17 protein-coding genes are annotated in these 18,587 nt (G+C 64.6%); 12 read left to right on the top strand and 5 right to left on the bottom strand.

The annotated features are described in order from the left end of the window. Positions 1–136: 136 nt before the first annotated feature. Positions 137–1,012, top strand: a complete 876-nt coding sequence (gene ftsY, locus CXY72_RS06720; protein WP_104126922.1) for a signal recognition particle-docking protein FtsY — start codon at positions 137–139, stop codon at positions 1,010–1,012. A gap of 34 nt (positions 1,013–1,046) precedes the next feature. Then, on the top strand, positions 1,047–1,550 hold the full coding sequence (locus CXY72_RS06715; RefSeq protein WP_158252507.1) for a DUF2004 domain-containing protein: 504 nt from the start codon (positions 1,047–1,049) through the stop codon (positions 1,548–1,550). Positions 1,551–1,645: 95 nt separating this feature from the next. On the opposite strand, the gene CXY72_RS06710 is transcribed toward CXY72_RS06715, so the two are convergent. Next, positions 1,646–3,256: an MFS transporter gene (locus CXY72_RS06710; RefSeq protein WP_104126920.1), complete on the bottom strand. Its 1,611-nt coding sequence runs from the start codon at positions 3,254–3,256 to the stop codon at positions 1,646–1,648. Between the two features lie 68 nt (positions 3,257–3,324). Between CXY72_RS06710 and CXY72_RS06705 the strand changes: the two genes are divergently transcribed. From CXY72_RS06705 to CXY72_RS06675, 7 genes are all read left to right on the top strand, one after another. Continuing rightward, the gene (locus tag CXY72_RS06705; protein WP_104126919.1) at positions 3,325–3,930 is read left to right on the top strand and encodes a TetR family transcriptional regulator; all 606 of its coding nucleotides are present in this window, start codon (positions 3,325–3,327) and stop codon (positions 3,928–3,930) included. Positions 3,931–4,210: 280 nt separating this feature from the next. Then, entirely contained in the window at positions 4,211–4,774 is a 564-nt protein-coding gene (locus tag CXY72_RS06700; protein WP_104126918.1) for a hypothetical protein, read from the top strand. 94 nt (positions 4,775–4,868) lie between these two features. Further along, the gene (locus tag CXY72_RS06695) at positions 4,869–5,909 is read left to right on the top strand and encodes a hypothetical protein (RefSeq protein WP_146071094.1); all 1,041 of its coding nucleotides are present in this window, start codon (positions 4,869–4,871) and stop codon (positions 5,907–5,909) included. Positions 5,910–5,938: 29 nt separating this feature from the next. Next, positions 5,939–7,528, top strand: a complete 1,590-nt coding sequence (gene ffh / locus CXY72_RS06690; protein ID WP_104126916.1) for a signal recognition particle protein — start codon at positions 5,939–5,941, stop codon at positions 7,526–7,528. A 328-nt stretch (positions 7,529–7,856) separates the two neighbouring features. After that, a complete protein-coding gene (locus CXY72_RS06685) occupies positions 7,857–8,621 on the top strand; it encodes an LLM class F420-dependent oxidoreductase (RefSeq protein ID WP_104126973.1) in 765 nt (254 codons plus the stop codon). Between the two features lie 358 nt (positions 8,622–8,979). After that, positions 8,980–9,612, top strand: a complete 633-nt coding sequence (locus CXY72_RS06680; protein WP_104126915.1) for an HNH endonuclease family protein — start codon at positions 8,980–8,982, stop codon at positions 9,610–9,612. 341 nt (positions 9,613–9,953) lie between these two features. Continuing rightward, positions 9,954–10,772: an SDR family oxidoreductase gene (locus CXY72_RS06675; RefSeq protein WP_104126914.1), complete on the top strand. Its 819-nt coding sequence runs from the start codon at positions 9,954–9,956 to the stop codon at positions 10,770–10,772. 57 nt (positions 10,773–10,829) lie between these two features. Here CXY72_RS06675 and CXY72_RS06670 read toward each other — a convergent pair whose 3' ends face one another. After that, positions 10,830–11,966, bottom strand: a complete 1,137-nt coding sequence (locus tag CXY72_RS06670) for a glutamate--cysteine ligase (RefSeq protein ID WP_104126913.1) — start codon at positions 11,964–11,966, stop codon at positions 10,830–10,832. 201 nt (positions 11,967–12,167) lie between these two features. Between CXY72_RS06670 and rpsP the strand changes: the two genes are divergently transcribed. From rpsP to rimM, 3 genes are read left to right on the top strand one after another with little or no spacing between them, the layout of a single operon-like run. Beyond that, entirely contained in the window at positions 12,168–12,572 is a 405-nt protein-coding gene (rpsP, locus tag CXY72_RS06665) for a 30S ribosomal protein S16 (RefSeq protein ID WP_104126912.1), read from the top strand. A gap of 3 nt (positions 12,573–12,575) precedes the next feature. Then, positions 12,576–12,812 (top strand): RNA-binding protein, encoded by a 237-nt coding sequence (locus CXY72_RS06660; RefSeq protein ID WP_104126911.1) that lies wholly within the window; start codon positions 12,576–12,578, stop codon positions 12,810–12,812. Between the two features lie 19 nt (positions 12,813–12,831). Then, a complete protein-coding gene (rimM, locus tag CXY72_RS06655) occupies positions 12,832–13,488 on the top strand; it encodes a ribosome maturation factor RimM (protein ID WP_233197685.1) in 657 nt (218 codons plus the stop codon). A 162-nt stretch (positions 13,489–13,650) separates the two neighbouring features. Here the strand turns inward: rimM and CXY72_RS06650 are convergent, their stop codons facing one another. The 3 genes from CXY72_RS06650 to nirB are packed head-to-tail and all read right to left on the bottom strand — an operon-like array spanning position 13,651 to position 18,336. Continuing rightward, positions 13,651–14,871, bottom strand: coding sequence for a uroporphyrinogen-III synthase (locus tag CXY72_RS06650; protein WP_104126909.1), 1,221 nt, complete (start codon positions 14,869–14,871; stop codon positions 13,651–13,653). Further along, a complete protein-coding gene (cobA, locus tag CXY72_RS06645) occupies positions 14,871–15,695 on the bottom strand; it encodes a uroporphyrinogen-III C-methyltransferase (protein ID WP_104126908.1) in 825 nt (274 codons plus the stop codon). The genes CXY72_RS06650 and cobA overlap by 1 nt, the downstream gene beginning before the upstream one ends. A gap of 4 nt (positions 15,696–15,699) precedes the next feature. Further along, positions 15,700–18,336 (bottom strand): nitrite reductase large subunit NirB, encoded by a 2,637-nt coding sequence (nirB, locus tag CXY72_RS06640; RefSeq protein ID WP_104126907.1) that lies wholly within the window; start codon positions 18,334–18,336, stop codon positions 15,700–15,702. Positions 18,337–18,587 lie beyond the last annotated feature (251 nt).

Below are 18,587 nucleotides of genomic sequence, written 5' to 3'. Positions count from 1 at the left end.
CACTGTCACACACTGTCACGCAGCGTCACACAGGTTGCGCGATACCGCTTGAGTGTTCGGTCGGTAGCTGGCATGCTGCGGCCTGGCCGCGTCCCGCGCCGCGCGGAAGGCGGTGGCGTCCCCGTAGGCTAAGCACATGGCTGAACGAACCCCCTGGTCCCTCTCTGGCGCGCTGCGCGGAATGTTCGCGAAGAAGACCATCGACGCGGATACCTGGGACGACCTCGAGGACGCCCTGCTGAAGGCCGATTTCGGCCCGAATGTCACCGAAGCGGTCATCGCCGACCTGCGTGCCAAGGTCGCCAAATACAACACGACCGACCCGACCGACCTCCAGCGGATGCTGCGCGAAGGCATCGAAGAGCGACTCTCGGTTCTCGACTCCACCCTCACGCTCTCCGATCGGCCGGCCGTCGTGCTCGTTGTCGGCGTCAACGGCGTCGGCAAGACCACGACGATCGGCAAGTTCGCAAAGTTTCTCCACACCTACGGTCGCAGCGTCGTGATCGGGGCTGCTGACACATTCCGAGCCGGCGCTGTCGAACAGCTGGCCACCTGGGCCGAGCGCGCCGAGGCGCAGATCGTGAAACCGCAGATGACCGGCCAGGATCCGGCATCCGTCGCTTTTCAGACCGTGGAGAAGGCGAAGAACGAGGGCATTGAAATCGTGCTCATCGACACCGCCGGGCGGCTGCAGACCAAGGGCGGCCTGATGGATGAGCTCACGAAGATTCGGCGGGTGGTGGAGAAGCAGGGGCCGATCGCCGAGGTGCTGCTCGTCCTCGACGCGACGACCGGCCAGAACGGGCTGGCCCAGGCCGAAGCGTTCATCGAGCACGCCGGGGTGACCGGGCTCGTGCTGACCAAGCTTGATGGCTCAGCCCGTGGCGGATTCGTGCTGGCGGTACAGGAGAAGACCGGTATTCCCATCAAACTGGTCGGACAGGGTGAGGGCATCAATGACCTCACCGGTTTCACCCCGCACGTGTTCGCCCAGAAACTCGTCGGCTGATCGACTATTACCTTCAAGAGACAGTGAGACCAGCATGAGCATTGAACACGACTTCTTCGGAATTCTCGGCGACGAAGACGAAGGCGAGGTGTACTGGTCGGACTCCGTGGAGCTCGGCGACCAGAGCATCGAAATCGATCTCAGTTCGCCCGATGAAGATTCGGTGATCACCGAGGCGCTCGACATTGCGGCTGCGATGATCGGCTCGATGGAGGACCTCGACTCCCAGGTGCGCGAATCCCTCGTGGCCGACCTGTCCGCTGAGGTGTCGGTGACGAGCCAGTACATCGGTGAGCAGCTCGACGAGATGGACCAGGAGGCGATCGAAAACGCCATCATCTGGGATTCCGGTGACCAGCAGATTGACTTTCTGCGCTCGCTGCGCCTGCAGCGCATCAGCTTTCACCCGCATCACGCCGGCAGCGAGGCGCACTTCGCGGTGCTCGAATACGCCATCAGTCCCGACGATACCGACGGTCTGCTCGTCGTGACGATCGACGTGCACGGCGACACCGTCCTGGTCGCCCTGGATAGCTGATCGGACGGGGCCCGGGCCCCGTCCTCGGGCCCAGTTTATAAACTGGGCCCGAGGAGATAAGGTGGGCCGCGAGCGTGCGCGTGCCGACTGCCCCGCTACCCTTGGTGCACAGCGGACTCCGTGCTGAGCAGATCCTCCCTGCGCGGGCGGACCAGGAAGAATGCAATGGGCGCCGCCGCGAAGATGATGATGGCCGCCCACAGAAATGCGGACTGGTAGCCGTTCACGAGCGCGCCGAACTGTGCTGCTTGTGAGGGCACTGTGCCGATCAGATAGGAACTCACGGCGGCCGTGTAGAGCGCGGTGAACAGCGCGGTTCCAAGCGAGCCGCCGATCTGCTGCATGGCCGTCACGGCCGCGCTTGCCGCGCCCGCGTCGTGTTCGGCAATCCCGGACAGGGCCACGTTTTGCAGAGGCACGAAGATCAGGGCCAGGCCGGCTCCGAGCAGAAAGAGCCCGGGCAGCACCTCCAGCGCATAGTTTCCGCCCACCGTGATGCCGGTCAGCCAGAGCAGGCCGGCTGCGCCGACGATCGGGCCGACAGTCATTGGAAGGCGCACGCCGGTGCTGGCCAGAAACTTTGACAGCACCCCCGCACCGATCATGATCGTCACCGTCATCGGCAGGGAAGCGAGACCGGACTGGATCGGGGTATATCCCAGCACGATCTGAAAATAAAGCGTGAGAAAAAGGAGTCCGCCAAGAAGCGCAGCGCCGGAAAGCAAAGCGGTGAGAAAGGCTCCGCCGCGCACCTTGTCGGCGATGATGCGCAACGGCAGAAGCGGATGATTGGACCGGCTCTCCACAAACACGAATAGTGCCAGCAGCACCAGTCCGAGCGGGAGGCAGACGAGCACGGGCCAGCTGCCCCAGCCATTCTCGGCTTGTGCGAAGCCGAACACGAGGGATCCGAGACCGAATGCCACGAGAGTGGCCCCCGGCACGTCGTACCGGGTGTTGCCGTGCGCCTTACTTTCCCGGATCACCGGAAGGGCGGCCGCAATCGCGACGATCGCGATCGGCACGTTCACGAACAGGCACCAGCGCCAGCTCGCATACTCGGTGAGCACGCCGCCGAGAATGAGGCCAACGGCCGCGCCACCGCCGGCGATTGCGCCGTAGAGGGCAAAGGCCTTGATGCGGTCCTTGCCGCCGGGAAAATTCACGGTGAGTAGGGCGAGCGAGGCTGGAGCGAGCAAGGCTGCGAACAGCCCCTGCAGACCACGAGCAGCCAGTAGCTCCCCGGTGTTCTGCGCGGCACCGCCGATGGCTGAAGCGATGGCGAACCCGGCCATGCCCACAATGAAGGAGCGTTTGCGGCCCCAGAAGTCGGCGATGCGCCCGCCGAGCAGCAGCAGCGCGCCGAACACCAGCGAGTAGAGAGTGACGACCCAGGTACGTTCGCCGTCACTCATGCCGAGTGCGATCTGCGCCTGGGGAAGCGCGATGTTCACAATGATGCCGTCCAGCACGACGGTGAGTTGGGCGAGCGCCACAATGGCAAGCAGCCACCACCGGCGGGGGTTGGCCGCTCCGTGATCAACAGAAGCGGATGCCGCACTCGCTGATGAGGGCGCTGCGGTATCGGGTTCGACCGTGCTCGGTCGGGCCGTGCTCGTTGCGGGGCTCGTTGCGGGTGTTTCAGACGCGTCGGTGTGATTCAAATCGATTGGCGGTGCATCAGCCTTGCGGCGTGGAGTCGACATGTTGGCAACCCTATCGCCAAAAACAAACGAACTAGTTCGTTTTAATGGATTATTGGTTATAGTCGAGTATGGCACGCGATGGAGCAGACACTCAGACCCGCATTCTCAACGCGGCGCGCACGGAGTTCGCGGCCTACGGCTTGGCCGGGGCGCGTGTCGACCGCATCGCCAAGAGTGCCACGGCAAGCAAGGAGCGCCTCTACGCCTATTACTCCGACAAGAAACAGCTGTTCCTCGAGGTGCTGGAACTAAATCTCCGCGAATTCGCGAGCGACGCCATGCTCACCGACCACGATGTGCCGGCTTTTGCCGGAGCGCTGTTCGACCATTCTGTGCTGCACGGTGACCACCTGCGCATGATCGACTGGGCGCGCCTCGAGACCGACGGCACCAAGCTGCCGGCGCTCGAGGTCATGATCGGCTATCGCGACGAACAGGTGCGGCGCATCCGCTTAGCGCAGGCCGCTGGCCAGGTTGAGGCTACGTGGGACGCGGCGCAGCTCTTGACTCTCGTTTTCGGAGTGGCCTCCGCGTGGATGCACGAGCCCGGCACGGTTCTGGCCTATGGCGGAGCTCTCGATCCGGCAGCGATCGCGGCCCGGCGCGCCAGTGTCGTCCGTGCGGTTGAACGTCTTGTCGCGCCGGCCCTGCATGGCGCCTCGGCGGGACAATAGAGGGCCTTGTCACGCAGCTGAGAGCCCCTCGGGCCCATTATTGACGTTTTCTGACCCCAGTGTGGGTGGCACTTACCGCGCGGGGCGCTCGTTAAGGGGGTCTCCGGCCGCGTCTTTCCGCGGAAATGGGGTAAATGGGAAAAGTACACAGTCCGTGCCCCGATTGGGTGTCCTGTGATGCACTACGTACAATCTGACAAGTCGAGATTCTTGACCCTCTGATCGACACGGGGCTTCATGCCTAACGTCGATCGGTTCACCTCCTTTGAAAGGCTCCATTATGCGTAAGTCCAGTTTCGCTGCCCTCGCCCTCCTGGGCTCGGTCGCCCTCGTTGGTGCCGCGGTCACGCCCGCCATGGCCGTCGATGAAACAAACCCCAAGACCGCCACGATCGCCATCGCCGCGGGCCAGCTCTCGATCACTTCCGGCCCGTCGTTCGGTCTTCTCGGCCCCTCGGGAGCGGCCGCGAAACCCGGCACTACCGTTACGGGAACCGCAACCGGAATTACGGTGACGGACGAGCGCGCAGGAACGGCTGGATGGATATCGTCCGTCTCAATGGCTAACTTCGCTAGTACGGGTGTGTCCACCACAATCTCAGTTGCTGCCGCAGGTACGTATATCCCGCAAGCTGCGTCGCAGACGGCGGGAATGGGTAGCAGCACCGTGGCAGCAGGGACCGTAAAATTCGGAACCACCCCCGCACTGGTGCAGCAGACGGCCACTGCCGTTGCCGGAAATAATCAATCGACTTGGAGCGCAAATCTGAGCGTCGCCATACCGGCCAACACTCAGGCCGGCAACTACACATCCGTCATCACCCACTCCGTAGTCGCAGGCTAGGAACGAGTTCACAGCAGGTGAGGCGGCGGGAGACCGGATGCCTCACCCGCTGCACACCCGGATCAACACGTTCCCTACCTTGAGGCTGCCCATCGTGCGAAACCTAGTAACCGTCGGACTTGCCCTCGTTGTCTTCACCGGCTGGGCATCTCCCGCGTTTGCGCAGACCCTTAACGATTCGGAGTCTTCCGGAGTCGGAATTCGGCTGGTCGACGTTCCGGAGGCAACCAAGGATGATCCCCGGACCTTCACGAGCATCATTGACCGTTTAGCGCCCGGCGCGACCATTGACCGGCGAGTCGAGGTCGCGAACAACTCCGGGTCCGAACGCACAGTCCGCATCTATAGTGCAGCGGCTACCGTTCATGGTGGACGCTTTGACGCGGTCAGCGGTCCGTCCAGTAACGAACTTACGGCCTGGACGTCGTTCGACCACGAAAGTCTGCTGCTCGGTCCGCAGGAGACTGCGATGGTCACCGTAACGGTGGATATCCCGGTCGACGCCTCCGAGAGCGAATATTATTCTGTGGTGTGGGCGGAGGTTCGCAGCGCCGACATCGGTGGAACCTCCGTCGTTCAGGCAACCCGTGCAGGCATCCGAATGCTCCTCTCTGTCGGACCAGGAAATGGCTCCCCAGTTGATTTTGACATCGGTGCTCTCACCCCTGCTCGTGATACCGACGGGGCTCCCACAGTGTCCGCTGTTGTGCGTAATGCCGGAGGTCGGGCTGTGGACATCGCCGGCGACCTCACCCTTGCCAACGGACCGGCTGGCCTGTCCGCTGGTCCCTTCGCGGTGCAGCAAGCCACCACCCTCGCCCCCGGTGACTCCGGCGAGGTGGTCTTCACCCTCTCCGACGAACTCCCGAACGGCCCATGGGATGCCACCGTCTCCCTCAAGAGCGGCCTGGTCGAGCGCGAAGCCTCGGCCACCATCACCTTCCCCGATGCGGGAGTCGGCGAAACCGTCGCGCCCAACGAGTCCCCGGTACTGCTCATTACCCTGGTTTCCTCGGGCGCAGTGCTCCTGCTGCTCTCAGCCGCAACCTTCTGGTGGTTGCGCCGCCGCCGGGCCGCCGCTGCGGCAGCGCTGGCCGTCGACGGGTCGCGCGCTGCAGCATCCGTTTCGAAGTAGCCGCGGCCACCGGTTAAACTAAACGCATCATGGCAACTTTTGGAAACCTCTCAGATCGTCTTGCCGAGACGTTCAAAAACCTCCGCACCAAGGGCAAGCTCAGCGCAGCGGATGTCGACGGCACCGTTCGGGAGATTCGCCGCGCGTTGCTCGACGCCGACGTCGCCCTCGAGGTCGTCAAGGACTTCACCGGCAAGGTTCGGGAGCGCGCCCTCGGCGACGAGGTCAGCAAGGCGCTGAACCCGGCCCAGCAGGTCGTGCAGATCGTCAACGACGAACTCATCACGATTCTCGGCGGCCAGCAGCGTCGGTTGGAATTCGCCAAGAAACCACCGACCATCATCATGCTCGCCGGCCTGCAGGGGGCGGGTAAGACCACCCTCGCCGGCAAGCTCGCCAAATGGCTCGCCAAAGACGGCCACACCCCTCTGCTGGTGGCCGCCGACCTGCAGCGCCCCAACGCGGTCACTCAGCTCGAAGTTGTCGCCCGGCAGGCCGGCGTTGCCGTCTACGCGCCGGAGCCCGGTAACGGCGTCGGGGACCCGGTCAAGGTTGCCCGCGATGGCGTGAAGTACGCCCTGCAGAAGGTGCACGACGTCGTCATCGTCGACACCGCCGGCCGGCTCGGCGTCGACGCCGAGCTCATGAAGCAGGCCGCCAACATCCGCAAGGCGATCGATCCCGACGAGGTGCTCTTCGTCATCGATGCCATGATCGGCCAGGACGCCGTCGCTACGGCCAAGGCCTTCCAAGACGGTGTCGACTTCACCGGCGTCGTGCTCACCAAGCTCGACGGCGACGCCCGTGGTGGCGCGGCCCTCTCGGTCGCGAGCCTCACCGGGCGCCCGATCATGTTCGCCTCCACCGGTGAAGGACTCGACGACTTCGAGCCGTTCCACCCCGACCGTATGGCCGGCCGCATCCTCGACCTCGGTGATATCCTCACCCTGATCGAGCAGGCGCAGGGCGCGTTCGACGAAGACGAGGCCCGCAAGGTCGCTGAGAAGTTCGCGACCGACACCTTCACCCTCGACGACTTCCTCGGCCAGATGCAGCAGCTGCGCAACATGGGATCGATCAAGAAGATGATGAGCATGTTGCCCGGCGCCGGCGCCATGAAGGCCCAGCTCGAGAACTTCGACGAGCGCGAGATCGTGCGCACCGAGGCCATCATCCAGTCGATGACCAAGCTTGAACGCACCACCCCGAAGCTGCTCAACGGCTCCCGCCGCCTGCGCATCGCCCGGGGCTCCGGCTCGAGTGTCACCGAGGTTAACCAGCTCGTGCAGCGCTTCGAGCAGGCGGCGAAGATGATGAAGACCGTCGCCAAGGGCGGGATGCCCAACATTCCCGGCATGGGCCCGATCCCCGGTGCCGGCTACGGCGGTAAGCCGAAGGTGCAACAGAAGAAGAAGGGGTCCAAGTCGGGAAACCCGGCCAAGCGTGCCGCTGAGAACGCAGCGATTGCCTCGGGAATCAAGCCCGTCGGTGATACTGCTTCAGCGGATGCCCCCGGCTCAGGTTTTGGCCTCGGCTCCGGTGCCCAGCCCGGCAAGGGCAAGGCCGGCGGCCCCACCGAAGAAGAAATGGCCGCGCTGCAGAAAATGCTCGGCCGGTAGCCCGCGCGCCCCGTGCGCGCGCCTCTCCCTAGACGGGGCCCGGGCCCCGTCCCCAAGCCCAGTTTATAAACTGGGCCCGGGTTCATAAGGTGGGCCCGAACCCAGTTCGAGCGCCGGACCGCCGCATGAGCCGCGGCGTGGATGCCCGGCGGTGACCTGTGGACGGGGCCCGGGTCCCGTCCACAGGCCCAGTTTATAAACTGGGCCCAGGTGCACAGAGTGGGCCCGAAGCGCACGCTGCGCGATCTGGATGCGTCCAGTCGCGGGTCACGGCTCGGCCCGGGCGCGGCCCTAGGCTGGACACGTGACTTCACTGACGAACCAGCAGATGCGCATCGGCGTGCAGATCGCCCCTCAGCACGCCGAGTACTCAAAGATTCGGGACACGCTCACGGATGTCGAGACGCGCGGGTTCGACATCGCTTTCAACTGGGATCATTTCTTTCCGCTCAGCGGTGAGCCAGACGGCCTGCACTTCGAGTCCTGGACCATCCTCGCCGCCTGGGCCGAGCAGACCACGACCCTTGAATTCGGCGCGCTGGTCAACTGCAACAGCTACCGCAATGCCGACCTGCAGGCCGACATGGCCCGCACGATCGACCACATCAGCGGTGGACGCTTCATCTTCGGCACCGGCGCCGGTTGGTTCGAGCGTGACTACCAGGAGTACGGCTTTGAGTTCGGCACGCCCGGCACCCGGCTGAACGCCCTCGACGACAGCCTCAATCGCATCGAGGCCCGCTGGGCCGAGATCAACCCGCCGCCGACCCGCGACATCCCCGTGCTCATCGGTGGTGGCGGCGAGAAGAAGACCCTCCGCATCGTCGCCCAGCACGCCGACATCTGGCATTCCTTCTCCAACCCCGAGGTGCTCGAGCACAAGCTCGGCGTGCTGGGAGCCTGGTGCGACGAAGTCGGCCGGGATATCACCGAGATCGAAATCTCCACCGAGCTGCGCGGGCGTACCATCGCTGACGCGGACGCACTTTTCGACCTCGGCACGCGCTTGTTCACGGTGGGAATCTCCGGCCCCGACTACGACCTGGCGCCCGCCGCCGACTGGCTGGCCTGGCGCGACTCCAAGAACGCCTGAGCACCCACGCCCTGACCGAGTCAGCACGTGGATGCCGCCATCGTCAACGGACGCCTGTACGCCAACCCCGTGTTTTCCTGAGGGCTGCTGAACTCGCTGCAGCGCTCGGCGGGGAGGACGGTCATTGACTCTGTCACGCGGGGCGCCACGCTGCTCGAGATCAGGCTTAGAGGCCACGTCACGCACAGGTGGAGTGCTGCGTGCCGATATGACGCGGCTGGTGCTCCGAACCGGCCGTCGCGCGATGGCTGCCTAGTGTTCACCTGAATGGCCTGCGGTGCAGACCCGCTACCCGAGAGCATTGAAGCAATCCGATGAATCGATGTCTTCTGATTCACGGTCGATCCGAGGAGTCTCGATGACACGTCTGCCCCCCGCCCTGCTACTGATCGGTGCACTTGTCGTTGCGGCGACTCATCTGACGGCCACTCCGGCGTTCGCCTCCCCGCCGGACCCGCCGGCGCTCAGCACGATCAACAGCGAGCTGGCCACGATCGCCACCAAGGCCGAGACGGGTTCGGCCGGGTACTCCCGAGATTTATTCCCGCACTGGTCCACGCAGTCCGGTAGCTGCGACACACGAGAGATAGTGCTCCAGCGCGATGGCGTCGACGTCGTGACCAGCTCGACCTGTTCAGCGACCTCGGGAAACTGGTACTCCGTCTATGACGGTGCCTGGAACTATGCGTCATCGGATGTCGACATCGACCACGTCGTGGCATTGTCTGAGGCTTGGGGGTCCGGAGCGTCGACCTGGACAACGAGCAAGCGTCAGCAGTTCGCCAACAGCCTGAGCGACGGTCAGCTCATCGCGGTCACCGACAACGTCAACGCGTCTAAGTCCGATAGGGACGCGGCGGAGTGGCAGCCGCCGCTGGCCTCGTACCACTGCACCTACGCCAAGCATGTTGTGCACGTAAAGTACGGGTGGGGGCTGTCCATGGACTCCGCTGAAAAGGCGGCGATCAAGTCCATGTTGGCAACCTGCTGACGGCCCAGATGATTTCAACGAACACGACGGTGGCAACGGCGATGGCGAGGGCGTAGAGCGCGACGACACCATAGCGCTGGACCGAGGATCTCGATCAGTCGACGCTCGTCATCCGTCACGAGACATTCGGCGCCGGCCGCATCCAGGATGATCAACGCCTGAGTGCATCCGGTTCCGAAGCCGAATCAACGCTGAGGATGCCGGCGACCGGTCGCGTAGTAGGTTCGCCATCGGTAGAGCAGTCAAGGCGCGAGAGCGACACCGGACGACTCGTTCGACTGGGAAGTGTTTGCTCCCGTCGAACGTTACCGTCTAGGTCATTCATTGAAAGGAACATACCCATGAGCAAGACTTGGTTCATTACGGGCGCGTCCAAGGGCTTTGGCCGCGAGTGGACGGAAGCTGCGCTCGAGCGTGGCGACAGCGTCGCAGGCACAGCACGGAAGCTGGAAACTCTCGATGCTCTCGTTGAGAAGTACCCAGACACTTTTTTGCCGATCCGGCTCGACGTCACGGACCGGGATGCGGATTTCGCGGCCGTGCAGAAGGCAGCCGCGCACTTCGGCCAGCTCGATATCGTCATCAATAACGCTGGCTACGGTCATTTCGGCATGGTCGAGGAGTTGACCGAAGACGAGGCCCGAGCGCAAATCGAGACAAACCTGTTCGGCGCGCTCTGGATCACCCAAGCGGCGGTACCGGTCATGCGCAAGCAGGGTTCGGGTCACATCATCCAGGTCTCGAGCATCGGTGGCATCAGCGCCTTTCCCACCGTCGGTATCTACCATGCGTCGAAGTGGGCACTCGAGGGCTTCTCGCAATCACTCTCCCAGGAGGTCGCGGGCTTCGGTATCAACGTGACTCTGGTCGAACCCGGTGGTTTCTCAACCGACTGGTCGGGCCCATCCGCCTCGCGGAGCGATGAGATGGCGGAGTACGCCGATGTGCGACAGGCAGCGGCGAGTCGTCCCTCTGCAAACGATCCCGGTGACCCGAAGGCCACCCGCGGCGCGATCCTCAAGGTCGTCGATGCCCCGAAGCCGCCACTGCGCATCTTCTTCGGCGAGGCACCCCTCGGCATCGCAACGAAGGACTACGAGTCCCGACTGGCGACGTGGAACGAATGGCAGCCGGTGTCGATCGAGGCACACGGCAACTGAGTCTTCAAGCCGGCCCTCGCTCTAAACGGTCAACGGCGCCTGCCCGTTGAAACTGCACTAGCTGCCGAGCCCCTGCGCAAGTTCGTGGCTGAGCGCCGCAACGACAGCGGGCAGGCTGCCCCCGGTGGCGGCGGCCACGGCGAGCTGTCGTTGGTAGCTGCCGCCGTCGTCGATGATGCGGTGGAGACCCTGCAACTCCGGCAGGCAGCCGAGCCGCTCGGCCACGGGGGAGAGGATCCCGATGAGGCGGCGCACGTCATCCGTCACGAGACATTCAGTGCCGGCCGCATCGAGGATGATCTCAGCATCGAGCCCGTAGCGGGCCGCACGCCACTTGTTCTCACGCACGAACCACGGTTGCATGCGCGGGACTTCTTCACCGGCGTCGAGGCGGGTGGACATCCATTCGACCAGACACTGGATGAATGCGGCGATTGCGCCGAGCTCCACGGTGGTCGAGACACCGTCGCAGACGCGAATCTCGATCGTGCCCCAGCGCGGTGACGGGCGAATATCCCAGCGCACCTCGGTCACGTCGTCGATGATGCCGGTCACCGCCATGTCGTCGACGTAGCGTTCCCAGGCCTCCCAGTCGGGCAGGTCCCAGGGTAGGCCGGCCGTCGGTAGCTGCTGGAACATGAGCGAACGGTTGCTGGCGTAGCCGGTGTCGACGCCAGCCCAAAACGGGCTCGACGCGCTCAGCGCCTGCAGGTGCGGAACATACGTCAGCAGGCCGTTCATGATCGGAATGACCTTGGCCTTGTCGTCGATGCCCACGTGCACGTGGATTCCCCAGATCATCATGTTGCGCCCCCACCACTGGGTGCGGTCGATGAGCTTGTGGTACCGGGCCTTGTCGGTGACGGTCTGGTCGAACCACTGCGCAAACGGATGCGATCCGCTACAGATCACGTCCACCTCGCGGCCGTCGAGAGCGCGACGCACCTCGCCGAGCTGGCCGGTGACATCCGCTACAGCGTGGCCGACGGTGTCGTGCACGCCGGAAACCAGCTCGATCGTATTGAGCAGGAGCTCGCCGGTGATCGTCGGGTGCGCCGATCCGTCCGGGGTGCAGAGGGCGTCGAGTACCTCATCGGCGATCGACACCAGATCGCCGGTGTTGCGGTCGACGAGGGCGACCTCCCACTCGATGCCCACGGTGGAGCGGGCGGAGCGGGCGAATTCAAGTGGCACGGGTGCTCCTTGGGTGGGCGGGTGAAAGCTGTTGAGGTTCGATTATCACAATGTGAGCAATCTCTGACACAATGATTAGTCGCGATCCGTTGTGCCCGACCCTCTATCTCGGTGCAACGTGATCCTATAGAGCTTATGCCGAGTGTGCCCCCACGCTCACGGCCCAAGGTTCGCCAAACACCGAATCAACACTGGAGAATTGTGGCTGTCAAAATCCGTCTGAAGCGCATGGGCAAGATCCGTGCACCGTACTACCGCATCGTCGTTGCCGACGCGCGCACCAAGCGCGACGGTCGTGTCATCGAAGAAATCGGCATCTACCACCCCACGGAGGAGCCCTCGGTCATCGAGGTCAAGTCTGAGCGTGCGCAGTACTGGCTCAGCGTCGGCGCTCAGCCGACCGAGCAGGTTGCTGCACTCCTCAAGCTCACCGGCGACTGGGGCATCTTTAAGGGCGACAAGAACGCCAAGAGCACCGTCAAGGTGAAGGAACCGAAGGCTGCTTTCGTCGCTGACGAGAAGAAGAAGCCGGTTCTCAAGCCCAAAGCCGAGAAGCCGGTCGCCAAGGTAGAAGAGGTTGCTGTCGCAGCAACCGACGAGGCGTAACTGTTGCTTGCTCCCGCGCTCGAACACCTCGTCAAGGGGATCGTTGATCACCCGGACGACGTGCACGTTGCAGAAAAGAACTCGCCACGAGGCGATGTGCTCGAGGTTCGGGTGAACCCCGAAGATCTCGGCCGGGTCATTGGCCGCGCTGGGCGCACCGCGAAAGCACTGCGCACCCTCGTTGCGGCTCTGGCCGATGGTCGGCGCGTACGCGTCGACGTCGTCGACACCGATTTCTAGTTCAGTGAACGACGCGACAGTGGACGATAGTGAGAAGGACCGCACCCAGCAATTACGGGTGGGGCGCCTGACCAAGGCTCACGGCCTCAAGGGAGCAATCAAGCTCGAACTGTTCACGGATGACCCGGGACGACGTTTCGTCCCGGGCGCCGTGTTCACGCTGCAGGTTCCGACCGGTTCGGCCTGGCACGGCAAGACGATCGAACTCGTCGAGTTGCGCTGGTACAACCAGCATGCGGTCGGTTTTTTCAAGGATGTTGTCGACCGCAGCGCAGCAGAAACGCTCGCGAAGGCGATCCTCTGGATCGACGCGGACGTCGCCGAGCAGTCGGATGAAGAAGACGCCTGGTACGACCACCAGCTGGTCGGCCTCGCCGTCATGCGCGACGGGGTACGCATCGGCACCATCGGTCGCCTCGAGCATATGCCGGCCCAAGACCTGTTGATCGTGAAGACGCCCACCGGCGACGTCATGATCCCGTTCGTCAAGGCCATCGTGCCGACCGTCGATGTGAAAAACGGCCTGGTCACGATCACGCCGCCGCCCGGTCTTCTCGAAGAGCTGCCCGAGGACGAAGCCGATAGTGCCGCCGCTGGCGCTGTACCGAAGACGGATTCAGAAGGCGACTCTGAACCGGATGCTGCGGCATCCGCTCATATGACCGACGAACCGTAGCGCTCAACCGTACCGTTGCCGGTGCGCACCCATCTGGCCGAACAATGGCCGCGGGGTGCGCACCGGCATTTGTATGCTGAACAACAGCCGAACGGTGCGCATCGGCATTTGTGTGCCGAACAACGGCCGACGGGAGCGCGCCGGCAGGTGTGTACCGGGCGGCTACACGTTGAGGCGGTAGCCGCGCTTGACCACGGTCGCGACCAACCCGGGAATGCCAAGCGTCTGCCGGAGTCGGCTGAGCGAAACCTCCATAGCGTGCTCGTCGGAGTCGCCGGCCAGGGAGAGCGTGAGGTCTTCGCGGGAGACGACCGCACCGCGCGCCCGAACGAGCGCCCGCAGGATAGCGAGGGCTGTCGGTGGCAGCTGGGTGCGCTCCGCGCCGACCTGCACGATCGAGCCGCGCAGCTGCACGAGTCCGTTCTGCGTCTCGACCCGTTCGATCATGTTCTGTTCCAGGTGTTCGCAGACCAGCCGAATCAGCGCGCCCATCCGAAACCGGGACGGCTGGATCGGGACGATCCCGGCCGCGATCAGCGGGGCACTCGTCACCGGCCCGACAGCGGCCGCGCAGACCTGCGTCTGCAGCGCCGCGATGAGTTCCGGATAGACCTCCATGCCTTCCGCCGCGGTGAAGAGGGCGTGCACGGCCGGGGCGCTCGTGAAGGTCACACAGTCGAGCTGACGGGAACAAATCGCCTCGACGAGCTTGTAGACCCGTTCGTCGCTGTCATCGACTGCGATCCAGCGGTAGGGCGCAACGACGAGCACTTGCTGGTGCACCGCGCGCAGCCGGTCGAGTTGCACCTCGTCGGTGGCGCCATGAACCTGGATGCCGACGACGAGTCCCGGCGGATACTCGGCCAATACCTTGTCGACGAGAGAGGCGGTCGTCTCTGATTCGCTCATACCCGAGTCGTTCAGCCCGGTGGCGCGAATGCCCCCGCGTGCTTTCGGTCCGCGTACCAGAATCGTGGTGTCGGCGAATGCGTCGGTGAGGTCGGACCCGATGCCGTCGGCCTCTGCGACTTCAAACCAGCGTCGCACGCCGTAGCCGGTGGTCGCAAGCAGAATATCGGGTCGCGCGATGATCAGGGCTCTGGTGTCATCGAGCAGTGGACCGTCCTGCTGGGAGTGGGCGATGCGCAGCGTCGGCGCGTGCATGACTTTGGCACCGCGCCGTTCGAAGGCGTCGATCAAGTCGCCCGACCGGCGATCGCTGGTCACGCCGATTCGAAACCCGTCCAGTTGGTTCGGCCGCAGAACCGGGGGCGCCACCTCAATCGGCTCGGTCGCACCCGGCAACGCCTCGTGCTGCGCGGGCAGCTGTGCAGCGGGTGCTCCCCGCTCACCGTCCGAAACCGGTTCGTTCCCTCTGTTCATCAGGCGGTCACCGTGAACTCGGCGGCCCGGGCCACGAGGTCGTTCGCGGCCGTGTCGCCGCTGAAAGCGAGGCGTACGACCTCACCGATGACGAGCACGGCGGGGCTGCGCACGCCGGCGGCTGCGGCATCCGAGAGCACGGCGGCCAGCGTGCTCACCGTGGTGCGCTGGGTGGCGCTGAAGCCACGTTCGATAATGGCCACTGGCAGGTCGGCGGGCATGCCGTGGCGCATCAATCCCTGGCTCAGGGTCGGCAACGTGCCAACGCCCATCAGCACGACGATGGTACTTCCCAGCAGCGTGAGGCCCTCGAGTTCGTTGTCGGTGAGCGGCGCGTGGCCGCTGATCACGGTGAATGCGTGGCTGATCCCGCGGTGCGTCAGCGGGATTCCCGCTGCCGCCGGCACGGCGATCGCACTCGTGACACCGGAAATGACCGTGACGGCAATGCCGTTGCGGTGGCAGGCCAGCACTTCTTCGCTTCCGCGCCCGAACACGTACGGGTCGCCGCCCTTCAGTCGCACCACGCGTTTTCCCGCGAGGGCATGCTCGACCATCAGCTCTTCAATCCCCGCCTGTGAGACCGGATGGCTGCCGGCGCGCTTGCCGACGTCGACGAGCGTTGCGCGGGGTGCGAGCAGGGCGAGTTCGTCGTTGGGGGCGAGGCGGTCGAACAACACGACATCCGCTTGGGCCAGAGCCGTCACTGCGGCGACGGTCAGCAACCCAGCGGCTCCGGGTCCGCCGCCGACCAGGGTGACTTGCCCTGCCGTGACCTGCTCGGCGCTGACCGACCCAGTCGTACCGAAATTCCGGGCTGTCATCTTCTTACTCTTTTCGAACGGGAATGCGGGTTCCACTTAGTAGAACAGTACCCGACGAGGCTCGCTCGGCCGGGGTCGCGGGTCGGATTTGGTCACGCTCCGTAACGAGAGCGATGCTCGGGTCTGGCTCGGCGGGCGCGTTGACGAAGGATCGGAATCGGCGTAGGCGCTCCGGGTCGGCGAGTGTGGCTGCCCACTCGTCTTCATAGTTGTCGACATGGGCGAGCATGGCCTGCTCGAGTTCCGCGGCCAGTCCGAGTGAGTCGTTGATGACGACCTCGCGCACATGCTCGAGCCCGCCGCTCAAGTCTTCCATCCAGCGCGCCGTGCGCTGCATACGATCGGCCGTTCGAATGTAGTACATCATGTAGCGGTCGATGTACCTGATCAAGGTTTCCTCATCGAGGTCGGTCGCCAGCAGCTGCCCGCGCGCGGGCTGAAAACCACCGTTGCCGCCCACGAACATGTTCCAGCCGTTGTCGCTGGCGATGATGCCCACGTCTTTGGCGCGTGCTTCGGCGCACTCGCGCGCGCAGCCGGACACCCCGAACTTGAATTTGTGCGGGGCGCGCAGGCCGCGATAGCGCAGTTCCAGTCGAATCGCGAGCCCCACGGCATCCTGCACCCCGAACCGGCACCAGGTGGACCCGACACAGGACTTCACGTTGCGCAGCGACTTGCCGTAGGCCTGGCCGGACTCGAAGCCGGCGTCGACCAAGATGCGCCAGATGTCGGGCAGCTGCTCCAGCCGGGCTCCGAACAGGTCGATCCGTTGCCCGCCGGTGATCTTGGTATACAGGTCGAAGTCCAGGGCGACCTGCGCGATGACGGCGAGTCTGGTGGGGGTGATCTCACCGCCCGGAATGCGCGGAACGACCGAATAGGTGCCGTCCTTTTGCATGTTGGCCATGGCCCGGTCGTTGGTGTCCTGGAGAGTACCGCGGCCGGCATCCAGAATGTAGGAGGTGTTCTGGCTGGCCAGGATCGAGCCGACGGCGGGCTTGCAGACATCGCAGCCTCGGCCGGTGCCGAAACGGGAAAAGATTTCGTCGCTCGATACGAGCCCGAGCACCCGCACCGAATCGAACAGTTCCTGCCGGCTCAGCTCGAAATGCTCGCACAGGGCGTGCGAGATCGTTTGACCGGATGCCCTCAGCTCGGCCTCCAGAATCTTCTTGACCAGTGGCACGCACGAACCGCACTGGGTGCCGGCCCGCGTGCAGACCTTGAGAGGACCGAGTTCGGTCCAGGCATCGGTGTGCTCGTTTCCGCGCACGGCGCTTCGCACAGCGCCGGCCGAGACCATGTTACACGAGCAGACCAGGGCGTCGTCGGGTAGTTCGTCGCCGCCGGGAACCTCGGCACCGGCTGCGGAGAGGTACGCGGCGGGTTCGCTACTGAGTTCGCGGCCGACCATCGGCCGCAGGGCCGAGTAGGGAGTAGCGTCGCCGACGAAGATGCCGCCGAGCAGGGTTTTGGCGTCGTCGGTCATGACGAGCTTCTGGTACAGCCCGCGGGCCGGGTCGGCATAGACGATTTCAAGCGAGCCCGGCGTGCTGGCGAGGGCGTCACCGAAGCTGGCTACGTCGACCCCGGAGAGTTTGAGCTTGGTGGCATCGTCGACGGTCGTGAACTCGGCGCTGCCGCCGAGCAGACGGTCGGCGACGACCTCGGCCATAGCGTTGGCCGGTGCGACGAGGCCGACACAGCGGTCATTCCAGCTGGCGACCTCGCCGATCGCCCAGATGCTGGGGTCGCTCGTGCGGCAGTCGTTGCCGATCGTGATGCCGCCGCGCGCGCCGACGGTCAGTCCGGCGGCGCGCGCCAGCTCGTCACGCGGCGAGATGCCGATTGCGTAGACGACCATGTCGGCGGCAATGTGGATGCCGTTGCCGAGCTGCAGGCCGGTCACCGCATTGTCGTCGTCGCAGAGGATGGTTCGGGCCCTGGTGCCGAGGTGGAGTTCGATGCCTTGAGCGACGATGAGCCGACCGAGTGCCTGTCCACCACCCTCGTCGAGCTGGGCCGACATGAGCCAGCTGCCGGAATGCACGATGGCGGAATCCGCGCCGAGCTTGTGCAGTCCGCCGGCCGCTTCGAGGCCGAGCAGACCACCGCCGGCCACGACGACTTTGGGGGTGCGGCCGAGGGAGACGGTGAGGGCGGCGAGTTCAGCGACGAGGGCGTCGACGTCGTCGAGGGTGCGGTAGACCCGAATGTGTTCGCGACCCGGCATCTCGGGTACAGGAGCACTGGATCCGGTGGCGAGCACGAGGTCGTCGTAGTCGAGCACGGCCCCGGTCGACGTCGTCACGGTATGTGCCACCCGATCGATGCTGGTGGCCCGCTCGTTGATGCGCAGCGCGATGCGTTCACTGTCCCACGGCGCCGTAGGCGAAAGGGTGAGGTCGGTCATTCCGGTGAGTCGCTGGCTGAGCGCAACCCGGTCGTATGGCCGGTGGTTCTCCTCGGCCAGCACGACGATCGAGAGGGCGTGCTCAGTGTCGCGGGAGTGCAGGGCATCGGTGAGGCGGTGTGCGGCGGGACCGCCACCGATCACGACGACGCGGCGCGTCGTCTCCGATCCGACAATGGCGGCATCCGCCGGGCGCACTGTTGTGACGGCGTGTGTCGCGTCCATAGCGGATGCGGAGGTGTCTGGGACACAATACGCGGAGACGGTTTCACGAGAAGCTGGCATCAGCATCCTTTCAAAGCGGGGCAATTGTGAGCGTAGTTCGGGGCAGTTTCTCCCTCGTGTCGCTCGTGTGTCCCGGACTGGTCGAAAGCCCCACAGCGAAGCACGCCTCGTGTGAGGCGGGTTTCACCCGGGGGAAACATGGCGGGCGATCGGTTGAAATATTGCTCGCCTACCGTGAGAGCGACGCACAA

Origin of the sequence: Cryobacterium sp. Y57 (assembly GCF_002929505.1) — a bacterium.
Classification (GTDB): domain Bacteria; phylum Actinomycetota; class Actinomycetes; order Actinomycetales; family Microbacteriaceae; genus Cryobacterium.
The sequence above is the reverse complement of the archived record's forward strand: the minus strand, read 5'-3'. Positions and strand labels throughout refer to the sequence as shown.